13 protein-coding genes are annotated in these 12235 nt (G+C 71.7%); 6 read left to right on the top strand and 7 right to left on the bottom strand.

Features of this window, described 5'->3' with window-relative positions:
* Positions 1 to 540: LysR family transcriptional regulator (locus E1200_RS05635; RefSeq protein WP_131950714.1), on the bottom strand; the 540-nt coding region annotated here is incomplete at its 3' end.
* Positions 541 to 609: 69 nt separating this feature from the next.
* Here E1200_RS05635 and E1200_RS05630 point away from each other — a divergent pair.
* On the top strand, positions 610 to 1137 hold the full coding sequence (locus E1200_RS05630) for a hypothetical protein (RefSeq protein WP_131950713.1): 528 nt from the start codon (positions 610 to 612) through the stop codon (positions 1135 to 1137).
* On the opposite strand, the gene E1200_RS05625 is transcribed toward E1200_RS05630, so the two are convergent.
* Together E1200_RS05625 and rpsT are read right to left on the bottom strand one after the other, a co-directional pair.
* Positions 1079 to 1615: an RNA 2'-phosphotransferase gene (locus E1200_RS05625; protein ID WP_131950718.1), complete on the bottom strand. Its 537-nt coding sequence runs from the start codon at positions 1613 to 1615 to the stop codon at positions 1079 to 1081. The genes E1200_RS05630 and E1200_RS05625 overlap by 59 nt on opposite strands.
* A 51-nt stretch (positions 1616 to 1666) precedes the next feature.
* Positions 1667 to 1936 (bottom strand): 30S ribosomal protein S20, encoded by a 270-nt coding sequence (gene rpsT, locus E1200_RS05620; RefSeq protein ID WP_131950712.1) that lies wholly within the window; start codon positions 1934 to 1936, stop codon positions 1667 to 1669.
* A 242-nt stretch (positions 1937 to 2178) separates the two neighbouring features.
* Between rpsT and lepA the strand changes: the two genes are divergently transcribed.
* The gene (gene lepA / locus E1200_RS05615; protein WP_131950711.1) at positions 2179 to 4023 is read left to right on the top strand and encodes a translation elongation factor 4; all 1845 of its coding nucleotides are present in this window, start codon (positions 2179 to 2181) and stop codon (positions 4021 to 4023) included.
* A 52-nt stretch (positions 4024 to 4075) separates the two neighbouring features.
* Here the strand turns inward: lepA and E1200_RS05610 are convergent, their stop codons facing one another.
* From E1200_RS05610 to E1200_RS05600, 3 genes are all read right to left on the bottom strand, one after another.
* On the bottom strand, positions 4076 to 4597 hold the full coding sequence (locus E1200_RS05610; protein ID WP_131950710.1) for a DUF4870 domain-containing protein: 522 nt from the start codon (positions 4595 to 4597) through the stop codon (positions 4076 to 4078).
* Between the two features lie 144 nt (positions 4598 to 4741).
* A complete protein-coding gene (locus E1200_RS05605; protein ID WP_131950709.1) occupies positions 4742 to 6145 on the bottom strand; it encodes a hypothetical protein in 1404 nt (467 codons plus the stop codon).
* 74 nt (positions 6146 to 6219) lie between these two features.
* Positions 6220 to 7134 carry a hypothetical protein gene (locus E1200_RS05600; protein ID WP_131950708.1) on the bottom strand — a complete coding sequence of 305 codons (915 nt, stop codon included), beginning with the start codon at positions 7132 to 7134 and terminating at the stop codon, positions 6220 to 6222.
* A 185-nt stretch (positions 7135 to 7319) separates the two neighbouring features.
* On the opposite strand from E1200_RS05600, the gene E1200_RS05595 reads away from it, so the two are divergent.
* A complete protein-coding gene (locus tag E1200_RS05595; protein WP_131950707.1) occupies positions 7320 to 7790 on the top strand; it encodes a hypothetical protein in 471 nt (156 codons plus the stop codon).
* 3 nt (positions 7791 to 7793) lie between these two features.
* On the top strand, positions 7794 to 9002 hold the full coding sequence (hemW, locus tag E1200_RS05590) for a radical SAM family heme chaperone HemW (protein WP_131950706.1): 1209 nt from the start codon (positions 7794 to 7796) through the stop codon (positions 9000 to 9002).
* Between the two features lie 19 nt (positions 9003 to 9021).
* On the opposite strand, the gene E1200_RS05585 is transcribed toward hemW, so the two are convergent.
* Positions 9022 to 9834 (bottom strand): DUF3097 domain-containing protein, encoded by an 813-nt coding sequence (locus E1200_RS05585; protein ID WP_243708358.1) that lies wholly within the window; start codon positions 9832 to 9834, stop codon positions 9022 to 9024.
* 250 nt (positions 9835 to 10084) lie between these two features.
* On the opposite strand from E1200_RS05585, the gene hrcA reads away from it, so the two are divergent.
* A complete protein-coding gene (gene hrcA, locus E1200_RS05580) occupies positions 10085 to 11098 on the top strand; it encodes a heat-inducible transcriptional repressor HrcA (protein WP_131950704.1) in 1014 nt (337 codons plus the stop codon).
* Between the two features lies 1 nt (position 11099).
* Positions 11100 to 12230, top strand: coding sequence for a molecular chaperone DnaJ (gene dnaJ, locus E1200_RS05575; protein WP_131950703.1), 1131 nt, complete (start codon positions 11100 to 11102; stop codon positions 12228 to 12230).
* Positions 12231 to 12235: the final 5 nt, after the last annotated feature.

Raw genomic sequence — 12235 nt, 5'->3', positions numbered from 1 at the left:
GTCGGGGAGGGCGAGGTCCGGCCGGTCGGCCAGGGGGTGGTCGTCCGGCATGACCAGGACCTGCGGGTAGGCGGCCAGCGGGACGGCCGAGATGTCCGCGGGCATGACGTCCAGGACCGAGACGCCGAGGTCGGCGCGGCCGGTGCGGATCGCGGTGAGGGTCCTGGCCCGGTCGCCGTTGATCAGGCGGATGCCGGGGCGGACGACGTCGCCGAGCAGGTAGAGGTAGGCGCCTTCGCCGGCGGCGAGGACGGGGACGCGGGTGGGCGCGGTGCCGTGGACGCCGGCGAGGAACGCGGCGACGCGGGCGTCGAGGTCGCGGGCGAAGCGGGCGACCTCCACGCCGGCGGGGGTCAGCGCGAGGCGGCGGCCGTGCCTCGTGTAGAGGGGGCGGCCGAGGGTCTCGGCGAGTTTCCGCACCTTGACGTGGAGGGCGGGCTGCGAGATGTGCAGCTCCTCGGCGGCCCGCGTGAAGTTGAGATGGTCGGCGAAGACGGCGAAGGAGGCGAGCGCGTCCGTTGAGAGGCGGCTCAGTTCCATAGCCCGTGACTATAGCCGGGAGATACTTCAATAGTTCTGCTCTAGGACCTTCGGCGGAAGGGTGAGGGCATGAACATCGAACCGCGGCTCGGCGTCGACTTCGGCCGGGTCATTCACGGGGGGCTGCTCGCGGCGGGGCCCCAGGACACCGTGTTCCTCGGCGGCAGCTTCGAGGAGGCGCTCGCCTCGCCGGCGACCGAAGGCGTGTACGAGGTGCTGCCGGGGCTGATCGAGGCGTTCGGCGGGCGGGCCTGGATCATCTCCAAGTGCGGTGACCGCATCCAGCGGCGGACGCTGGCCTGGCTCGACCATCACGACTTCTACGCGCGGACGGGCCTGCCGATGGAGAACGTCCGGTTCTGCCGCCGGCGGCCCGAGAAGGCGCGGCACTGCCGGGAGCTGGGCATCACGCACATGGTCGACGATCGGCTGGACGTGCACGCCGCCATCCGGGACATCGTCCCCTACCGGTACCTGTTCGGGCCGGAGGAAGGGCCGGAATGGGTGCGGCACGTCCCGGACTGGGCGGCCGCCGAGGTCATTCGCGAAGATATTCCGGCGGGACGCGGGCGGTCAGCCACACCCCGTTCTCGCTGACGTGGAAGACGTGCCCGTCGGCGGCCATCCGTCCGGCCTCCACGAGGAGGACGACGGGTGCGCCGCGGCGGGCGCCGACGCGGTGGGCCGTCTCGCGGTCGGGGGAGAGGTGGACGGCGTGCCGCCCCATGGGCAGGAGGCCGTCCCGCAGGATCGACGCCACGGCGCGGCCCACCGTGCCGTGGAAGAGCAGGTCCGGCGGGGCCGCGGGAGGTAGGTCCAGGTCGACCTGGACCGAGTGGCCCTGCGCGGCGCGGATGCGGTCCCCGTCGAGGACGTAGCGCCGCTTGCCGTCGACCGCGACGACGTGTTCGAGTTCGGCGCGGGTCAGCGGGAAGCCGTGCGCGGCGCAGGCCGCCAGCAGCTCGGTGACGCCGGCCCAGCCGCCGGGATCGAGGGTGAGGCCGATCCGGTCGGGCCGGTGCCGGAGATGCCGGGCGAGGTACTTGGAGATCCGGACCGCGCGCCGCTCGTCCATGGACATGCGTCGGGGCCGGCGCGACTCAACGCCCGGCCCCGTGCGTGCCGCCTACTTGGCCTGGAGCGCGGCGGCGCGCTTGGCGATCGCCGACTTGCGGTTGGCCGCCTGGTTCTTGTGGATGACGCCCTTGCTGACGGCCTTGTCCAGCTTGCGTGCGGCGTGCCGCTGGGCGGCCACGGCGTCGTCGACGTTGCCGGCGTCGGCGGCCTCGCGGAACTTGCGGATCGCCGTCTTCAGCTCGGACTTCACGGCCTTGTTCCGCACCCGGGCCTTCTCGTTCTGCCGGTTGCGCTTGATCTGGGACTTGATGTTAGCCACGTTTGCAGTGCCTCAGCTTGATCGCGATCCTCGCCTGCGCCACGGCAGGCTCTGACGAAAGGTCTGAACGGGGGGCGGACGGTGCCCCCGGGGCACGACGCTACGCCACACGCAGTCGCACAGCTTACCAATCACCGGGGCCGTGCCCAAACCGAACCGTGCACGGAGCATCGCGCGGGACATGGGACCATGGGACGTACACATGTCCTTGTCCATCCCAGTGAATTTGCGAACGGACCCCGGTGGCAGCGCCCGAGCCTGACAAGACCGATCCCGCGATCATCCGCAACTTCTGCATCATCGCGCACATCGACCACGGCAAGTCGACCCTCGCGGACCGGATGCTGCAGTTGACCGGCGTGGTCGAGGAGCGCCAGATGCGCGCCCAGTACCTCGACCGCATGGACATCGAGCGCGAGCGCGGCATCACGATCAAGAGCCAGGCCGTCCGGCTGCCCTACACGTCCGGCGGCGTCGACCACGTGCTCAACCTGATCGACACCCCCGGGCACGTCGACTTCTCCTACGAGGTGTCCCGGTCGCTCGCGGCGTGCGAGGGCGCGGTCCTGCTGGTGGACGCGGCGCAGGGCATCGAGGCGCAGACGCTGGCGAACCTGTACCTGGCGCTTGAGGCGGACCTGCACCTGATCCCGGTCCTCAACAAGATCGACCTGCCGGCGGCGCAGCCGGAGAAGTACGCCGAGGAGCTGGCCGGGATCATCGGCTGCGACCCGTCGGACGTGCTGCGCGTGTCGGGCAAGACCGGCGAGGGCGTCCGCGAGCTGCTCGACAAGATCGTCCGGGACGTGCCGGCGCCGGTCGGCGACCCCGACGGCCCCGCCCGCGCGCTGATCTTCGACTCGGTGTACGACACCTACCGCGGCGTCGTCACCTACATCCGGATCATGGACGGGCGGCTGTCGCGGCGCGAGAAGAGCATGATGATGTCGACGGGGTCGGCGCACGAGACCCTGGAGGTCGGCGTCATCTCCCCGGAGCCGAAGCCGGTGCAGGGCCTCGGCGTCGGCGAGGTCGGCTACCTGATCACCGGCGTGAAGGACGTCCGGCAGGCGCGGGTCGGCGACACCGTGACCGGCGCGTCGCGGCCGGCGCCCGAGCCGCTCGGCGGCTACCGCGACCCGAAGCCGATGGTGTTCTCCGGCCTCTACCCGATGGACGGCGACCAGTACCCCGAGCTGCGCGACGCGCTCGACAAGCTTCAGCTGAACGACGCCGCGCTGATCTACGAGCCGGAGACGTCGGCGGCGCTCGGGTTCGGGTTCCGCTGCGGCTTCCTCGGGCTGCTGCACATGGAGATCGTCCGCGAGCGGCTGGAGCGCGAGTTCGCCCTCACGCTGATCTCGACCGCCCCGAACGTCGTGTACCGCGTCGTGATGGAGGACGGGACCGAGCACACCGTCACCAACCCCAGCGAGTTCCCCGAGGGCAAGATCGCCAAGGTGTACGAGCCGGTGGTGCGGACGACGCTGCTGTCCCCGGCCGAGCACATCGGCGCGATCATGGAGCTGTGCCAGGGCCGCCGCGGCGTGCTGCTCGGCATGGACTACCTGTCGGAGGACCGGGTCGAGATCCGCTACACCCTCCCGCTCGCCGAGATCATCTTCGACTTCTTCGACCAGCTGAAGTCCCGGACCCGCGGGTACGCGACGCTCGACTACGAGCCCAGCGGGGAGCAGGAGTCCGACCTCGTCAAGGTCGACATCCTGCTGCAGGGCGAGTCGGTGGACGCGTTCAGCCAGATCGTCCACCGGGACAAGTCGCGCGAGTACGGGCTGATGATGACGTCCAAGCTCAAGGAGCTCATCCCGCGGCAGCAGTACGAGGTGCCGATCCAGGCGGCGATCGGCGCCCGGATCATCGCCCGGGAGAACATCCGCGCCATCCGCAAGGACGTCCTCGCCAAGTGCTACGGCGGTGACATCTCCCGCAAGCGGAAGCTGCTGGAGAGGCAGAAGGAGGGCAAGAAGCGGATGAAGACCATCGGGCGGGTGGACGTCCCGCAGGAGGCCTTCGTCGCGGCGCTGTCCACGAGCGGCGGCGAGCCCACCGACAAGGGCCGCAAGTAGGAACCGGCTCTGCGAGCCCCTGCCCGGGCAGGGGCTCGTTCAGCGAGCGGTCCTACTTCTTGAGCAGCGGCCAGGCCACGGCGGGCGGCACGCGGCGGAACTCGCCGCGGTTGGCGGCGCGGGCCGCGAACACGAGGAAGAACATCACGGCGGCCGTGAAGAGCATCGGCACCCAGATGAGCACCTCGACGGCCAGGGACAGCAGCCCTCCAACGAACCACACCGCGATGGCCGCGAGACCCATGTTGAGGCCCTGCGCGGCGTGCCGGCGCACGAACGGTGACCGTGCCTTGCCGAAGTAGACGATGGCGGGCGCGATCGCGCCGACGAGGAACTGGCCCACGTACGCCATGAGCGACCACGTCTTGTCGTCGTCCGAGACGGGGCCGTAGCTGCCGGGCATCTGGGCGGTGCCCCCGCCAGGTTGGGGCGGCTGCCAGGCGGGGCCGGGCTGCTGCTGAGGGGGCTGCTGCGGCGCCTGGTGGGGCTGCTGCTGCCAGAGGTTTCCGGGCTGCTGCCAAGGGGCCTGGTGGGGCTGCCCAGGGCCGGGCGACGGGGGAGGCCCGTAGGCCATGGCGGACGTCCTCTCTTAAGTTCGCTCCGCACGTACGGTGTGCGACCTATTGGCGAAGTGTATGACTCCTTGGACGCGCCCGGAGTTCGGGACAGTTCCCGCTTTTCCCTGCGCCGTGGCCGGTTCGCGCCACGTGAGGCCGCGTCAGGTGAGCCCGGGACGCCAGAGGACGGCGGACGGGTTCTCCCGCGTGAGCGTCACCGACCCCTGCCACGAGACGCCGGACGGCTGCGGCAGGTACGCGTCGTCCAGGAAGAAGCCCCGGTTGATCGAGGTGACCGTGGCCGGTGCGCCGTTGTCGCCGAGCCCGACGGGCCTGCGCAACGCCTCGATCGACGCGATGTCGGACATCGCCGTCCCTTGCGGGAGTTCGACGGTGGTGGCGACGGCGCCGTCGCGCTCGGCCGACCAGTCCGGCCGGCCGTGGTCGGACCGGTAGAGCGTCGACGGGTCGGCCTTCAGCCGGACGCCGAGCGCCACCCCCGGCGCCGAACCCCACGCGGTGGGCGCACCGGTCGTCTTGGCGAACTCGGCGAACAGGTAGGTGCGCGGGTCGCCGGCCTCGCGCGTCGCCGGATCGGACGGCCGCTCGATCTTCCCCTCGCGCACGAGCTCCTGGGCGGCGACACGGTACGTCCACGGGTCACGGTCCATGACGGCCTCGCGGGCGCGCCCCGGCGGTCGCGTCCGGGAGGCGTCCAGGAGGAAACGGAGCGGCGGGTCCGGGGAGACGACGTCGCACATGTTGTTGTTCTCGGTGCACGTCTGCAGAACCGGGTGGTCGCCCTCGAAACGGCCCGTGAACTGGAACGTCAGGTGCAGCGGCGCCTGGTAGACGGCGGTGCCGGCCACACGCTCGCCCGACTCGTCCACCTCGACCCGGTACACCCATTCGATGTCCGTCGTGCGGCCCCAGCGGGCCAGCAGCGCGGGCGTGTCCGTGCCGCCGTCCTCGTTGCTCCACACCATCGAGTACTCGATGACCCGGTGCCCGGGGGTCGCGGCGGGCCGCGTCTCGTGCCAGGCGAGCAGCGGGGTGTCGGTGGTGGCGTTCTGGTACGGGTCACCGAACGGCCAGCCCGTCCGCCCGACGACGACGGGGGCGTGGCGCAATGCCGTCGCGTCGGCCGGCATGCGCACGCGGGTGCGGCCGAGCCTGACCCGCGCGGCCGCGGGAGCGCTGCCCTTCGCGAACCGCAACGTCACCTCATGGTCGCCCTTCCGGACGTGCCCGAGGCCGAGGCTCCGATCCACCGGTTCGGACGACGGGACGACCAGATCGGTCACGTGACGCCCGTCCACCGCGATCGACACCACCGCGGACTCGGCCCCCTCGCGCGCCCACGAGACGCCCGGAGCGGACGCGGCGAACGAGATGACGGCCTCACCGTCCCGGCCGGCGGTGAACGGCAGCGTCCGGGCGGGACCGCCGCGGTCGACGACGATCGTCCCGGACGCGGCGGCGGCGGGCGCGGCGACGGCGAGCGGGGCGCCGGCGAGCGCGGCACCGGTCAGGGCGAGCACGGCGTGCCGCGCACGGCTTCTCATGATCGGCGAAGCTAGACCGGCCGGGTCGCGATCCGGTGACGGCCCGGTCGCCGCTCAGTGTCGGGTTCGTGGCGCTACGGTGCGTCGGCGGCGTCCGGCGTCCGGACCGGCCCCCACAGCGGCGCCGCCGCGGCCGGCGGCCGGAGCGAGACGCCGGTGAACCGCTCCGCGGCGGCCTCCGCGCCGTCGGGCTCGTAAAGGGTGAGGCCGAGCGCGGGCAGCCGCGCCGTCCGCCCCCGCCGGACGATCTCGTGCCCGAGCTCCCGGAGCAGCACGACGACGTCCCCGGCGGGCTCGTCCAGCAGGTCGACGCTCTCGAACCGCGGACGCAGCTCCGGGTTGCCGCTCCAGCCCGCCGGCCGCGTCGCGCAGATCTCCGCGAGCCGCTCCACACCGCCCTCGTCCCGGCCGGTGGACAGCGCCAGCCGCCCGCGCCCCACCCGGACGCTCCGGTGCCCGGCCCACCCGCACAGCAGCGACGCCTCCGGCGGAGCGGTGCCGCAGCGCTCGGCGATCGCGGCGAGGGTGCTCCAGGCGTCCGCCGCACGCGTGGAGAACAGCAGGCTCGCGTCGGGCAGCAGCGCGCCGCGGCCCGGATCCAGCGCGACCACGAACGGCGCGACCCGCCCGGGGAACCGCGCCGGATCGGCCTCCCGCAGCGTGACGAGGCCCTCCCACGCGACGGGCTCGTCCACCGCGAACCAGGTGATGTCGGCCTCGACCCCCAGGTCGCGGAACGTGGCGTCGGTCAGCCGCTCGGCGACCACCTCGCGCAGCGCCTCCGCCGTCTCGGCGAGCCTGCGCCGCCACCACGCCGGTTCCGGCCCGGACACCGCGCCCGTCCGCCAACGCGTACCCGCCACGGGAAGAGTCCGGCGCCGCTCGGCGCCCGCGGCGTCCACGACCACGTAGTGCCACCCGTCGGGCTCCCCGCAGAGCACAACCCGCGCGGGCGCCCGTCCCCCCTCAGCCGCACCCTCATCCCGCATCCGGCTGATCGTAGTGGGTGTTCGTTCGCATCGCCCTCGCCGTCGGGCGTCGCGTTGCGGGGGGCGGTGTCTCCGGGGCAATGCTCACGACACGAGGGGCGTGCGCTCAATCCGGGTCCATATATCGGTACGGTCGGACGGGTACCGTTCCGATCGGCCGACTTTGACGACCTCCCGGAGGTAGCGTGACCCACCCCGAGCAGGTTCTGCGTTCTCCGAAGGAGCGGGAGACGGTGAACGGCGCCGTCCGCGCGCTGCGCTCCGCGGCCCCGTCGGGCTGGGAGAGGCTCGACTTCGAGTTCCGTGCCACGGTCGGCATCGACAGCGCCTCCCTGGAGGTCGAGGGCCCGGACGGCGAGCGCCGCCAGACCATGCCGCCGGGGCAGGCCGTGGGCAAGATGGACGAGCTCCGCCGCGTCATGTACCGCCGCGACAAAGGCGCCTGGTTCACCGCGCGCCTGCAGATCGAGCGCTCGGGGCACTTCAGCGCCGAGTTCGACTACGACGGCGAACCCGAGTTCACGCCGCCGCTGACGCCCTCCGCCTACGCCCTGGACCTGGACCGCTTCCCCCGCTCCGAGGACAACATCCCGGACTGGCTCCGCGACAAGCTCGACGCACGGGACGGAGCAGGGGGCCGGGCCGGGCAGACTTGAGGGGTGCCCTCAACGCTTCCCGATGGTGACCCCGTGCCGGTGGACGGCACGCTGCCCGAACGCGCCCGGGAGGGATTGGGGACGCGGCCGTTCGCGTTCTACGTGCACGTCCCGTTCTGCGTGACGCGGTGCGGCTACTGCGACTTCAACACCTACACGGCGACGGAACTGGGCCCCGGCGCCAGCCGCGATTCCTATGCCGACACAGCCATCGCCGAAGTGCGGATGGCCCGTCGGGTGCTGGGCGACGCGGACCTGCCCGTGGAGACCGTCTTCGTAGGGGGCGGGACACCGACGCTGCTCCCGGCCGGCGACCTGGGCCGTGTGCTCGACGCGATCAGGGACGAGTTCGGTCTGGCCGCGAACGCCGAGGTGACCACGGAGGCCAACCCGGAGTCGGTCGACGAGGCGTACCTGGCCAGGTTGCGCGAGGTCGGCTTCACGCGCGTCTCCTACGGCATGCAAAGCGCGCGCGAGCACGTCCTGGCCGTCCTGGAACGCAGCCACACCCCCGGACGCATCCCGCAGGTGGTCGACTGGACGCGCAAGGCGGGCTTCGAACACATCAACCTGGACCTCATCTACGGGACGCCAGGGGAGACCGACGACGACTGGAAGGCGTCCTTGGAGGCCGCCCTGGCAGCCGAACCCGATCACGTGTCGGCGTACGCGCTCATCGTCGAAGAGGGCACACGGCTCGCCGCACAGGTCAGGCGAGGAGAGCTGACCGCCCCCGACGACGACGCCATGGCCGACCGGTACCTGATCGCGGACGCGCTCCTGAGCGCCCACGGCCTGCACTGGTACGAGATCTCCAACTGGGCCACCGGCCCGGACGCCGTCTGCCGCCACAACATGCTCTATTGGACGGGCGCCGACTGGTGGGGCGTCGGGCCAGGGGCACACAGCCACATGGGCGGAACCCGCTGGTGGAACGTCAAGCACCCCGCCGCCTACGCCGCCCGCCTAGCGGAGGGCAGGACCCCCGCCCACGCCAGAGAGATCCTGGACGACGATGACCGCCGCATAGAGCGCATCATGCTGGAACTACGCCTGTCCCAGGGCTGCCCCACGGACATCCTCAACGACAAGGAAGTCCGCCAAGCCATCGACGACGGCCTGCTAGAGGCGGCCCCCTACGACCAGGGCCGCGCCGTCCTGACCAAACGCGGCCGCCTACTGGCCGACGCCCTAGTACGAGACCTGACCTGACCCCCACCCCACGCGTTCCTTAGACGGTTACGAAGTCGATCAGCTCTTCCACCCTGCCCAGCAGTGCCGGTTCCAGGTCTGTGTAGGTGTTGACCTTGCTGAGGATGTGTTTCCAGGCGGCGCCCGTGTTGTCGCCCCAGCCGAGTTCGGCGATGACGCCTTCCTTCCAGGGGATGCCGCGGGGGATGCGCGGCCAGGCGCGGATGCCTACGGCGGCGGGTTTGACGGCTTCCCAGATGTCGATGAACGGGTGGCCGGTGATCAGGACGTGCGGGGACGAGATCTGGGCGGCGATCCGGGACTCCTTGGAGCCGTCCACGAGGTGGTCGACGAGGACGCCGAGGCGGCGCTGCTCGTCCGGGGCGAACTCCGCGACGATGGCGGGCAGGTCGTCGATGCCTTCGAGGTATTCGACGACGACGCCTTCGACGCGCAGGTCGTGGCCCCAGATCTTCTCGACCAGTTCGGCGTCGTGGACGCCTTCCACGTAGATGCGGCTCTCCTTGGCGACCTGGGCGCGGAGGCCCTGGACGGCGATGGAGCCGGACGCGGAGCGGGCCGGGCCCCGGGGCGCGGTGCTCGGCCTGACGAGGGTGACCGGTCTGCCGTCGATGAGGAAGCCGGCCTTGGCGAGCGGGAACACGCGCCGCTTGCCGAAGCGGTCCTCCAGGGTGACGCCGAACTTGTCGCAGCCGACGACGGCGCCGCAGAAGCCGCTGCCGGGGTCCTCGGCGACCAGGCCCGGCTCGGCCGGGACTTCGGGGATCCGGCCCTTGCGCGGCCTGCGCCAGTCGCCGGCCAGCACGTCGTTTCCGTAGTCCTTACTCCGCACGGGTCCGCACATTAACCCGGCGGAGCGTCCGTGCGGTGTCGTTCCACGTCCCTCGGCGTGGCGGGCACGTCCGGTACGGGTAGGATCGCGCAGCCGTGCGGGGTGGGCACGGGCTCTCCAGAGGGGCCTTCCGGGTCGTACACTTGGCACTCGGGAGTATTGAGTGCCAGCAGCGCGTGCGCGGACGGCCCCCCCGGGCCGCCGTGGTGGCGATCGGGGGCCCATGGCAGGGGATGAAGGAGGTGACACGGTGCTGGACGACCGGAAACTGGCGGTCCTGCGCGCCATAGTCGAGGACTACGTCTCCACCAACGAGCCCGTGGGCTCCAAGGCCCTGGTGGACCGGCACAACCTCGGCGTTTCCTCGGCCACGATCCGCAACGACATGGCGGTGCTGGAGGAGCAGGGGTACATCGCCCAGCCCCACACCAGCGCGGGGCGCGTCCCCACCGACAAGGGGTACCGGCTGTTCGTCGACCGGCTGTCCACGATCAAGCCGCTGTCGGTCGCGGAGCGCCGCGCGATCGAGACGTTCCTCACGGGCGCCTACGACCTCGACGACGTCGTCGGCCGGACGGTGCGGCTGCTCGCCCAGCTCACCCGGCAGGTCGCGGTGGTGCAGTACCCGTCGCTGACCCGCTCGTCGGTGCGGCACGTGGAGCTGGTGCCGGTCGCGGAGGGCCGGCTGCTGCTCGTCCTGATCACCAACACGGGACGGGTGGAGCAGCGGGTCATCGAGACGAACGGCAACGTCTCCGAGGAATCGATCGGGCACCTGCGGGCGTTGCTCAACACGTGCCTCGACGGGCTCGGGCTCGGTGACGTGCCGACGGCGGTGGCCGACCTCCCGGAGAAGGTGGGGCCGGCCGACCGGCCGCTCGCGGCGGCGGTGCTGTCGGTGCTGCTGGAGACGCTCGTCGAGAAGCACGAGGAGAAGATCGTTTTCGCGGGGGCCGCCAACCTGGCCGCCGTGGACTTCTCGCAGAGCCTGAGGGAGGTGCTCGTGGCGCTCGAAGAGCAGGTCGTGTTGATGCGATTGCTCGGCGAGACCGGCGACTCCTCTACAGTTACGGTGCGGATCGGCACCGAGAACCCCGACGAGGGGCTCCGATCGACCTCGGTCGTCGCCGCCGACTACGGCGTCGGCGACCTCACACTGGCCCGGCTTGGAGTGCTCGGGCCTACACGCATGGATTACCCCAGCACGATGGGAGCGGTACGGGCAGTGGCACGCTACGTGGGACAGATCCTGGCGGGGTCGTAAGGTGGCCAACGACTATTACGCGACCCTGGGCGTCCGCCGGGACGCCAGCCCCGACGAGGTCAAGAAGGCGTACCGCCGGCTCGCGCGGGAGCTCCACCCGGACGTCAACCCGGATCCGGAGACCCAGGACAAGTTCAAAGAGATCACCCAGGCGTACGAGGTGCTCTCCGACCCGAAGAAGCGCGAGATGTACGACCTCGGCGCGGACCCGTTCGCGTCCGGGGGCGGCGGCGCCGGCGGCTTCGGCGGCGCGGGGTTCCCGTTCAGCGACATCATGGACGCGTTCTTCGGCACCGCGACGTCCCGCGGCCCCCGGTCCCGGGCGCGCCGCGGCCGCAACGCGACGCTCCGGGTGGAGCTCGACCTGAGCGAGACGGCGTTCGGGACGACCCGCGAGCTGTCGGTCGACACCGCGGTCGCCTGCACCAACTGCGAGGGGTCGGGCTGCGCGCCCGGCACCCACCCCGACACGTGCGACACCTGCCACGGGCGCGGCGAGGTGCAGCAGGTCCAGCGCTCGTTCCTCGGCCAGGTCATGACGGCGCGGCCGTGCCCCGCGTGCGGCGGGTTCGGCTCGGTGATCCGCAACCCGTGCACCGAGTGCTCGGGCGACGGCCGGGTCCGCACCCGGCGCACCGTCAAGGTCAAGATCCCCGCCGGGGTGGAGAACGGCATCCACATCCAGCTCGCCGGCGAGGGCGAGGTCGGCCCCGGCGGCGGGCCGCCCGGCGACCTGTTCCTGGAGATCGTGGAGCGGCCGCACCCGATCTTCGAGCGGGAGGGCGACGACCTGCACTGCACGGTCGAGATCCCGATGACGGCCGCGGCGCTCGGCACCAGCGTCACGATCGAGACCCTGGACGCGGCCGAGAGCGTCGACATCAAGCCCGGCACGCAGTCGGGGCAGGTCATCACGCTGTACAACCGGGGCGTCCGGCACCTGAACGAGTCCGGCCGCGGCGACCTGATGATCCACGTGAACGTGGAGACGCCGAACCGGCTCGACGAGGAGCAGGAGGAGCTGCTGCGGCGGCTGGCCGCGCTGCGCGGCGAGGAGCGCCCGCCCGGCAAGTTCGCGCCGGGCCAGCGCGGCATGTTCTCGCGGCTGAAGGACGTCTTCAACCAGCACTGAAGGAC

The organism is Actinomadura sp. GC306 (genome assembly GCF_004348665.1).
Classification (GTDB): domain Bacteria; phylum Actinomycetota; class Actinomycetes; order Streptosporangiales; family Streptosporangiaceae; genus Spirillospora.
The sequence above is the reverse complement of the archived record's forward strand: the minus strand, read 5'-3'. Positions and strand labels throughout refer to the sequence as shown.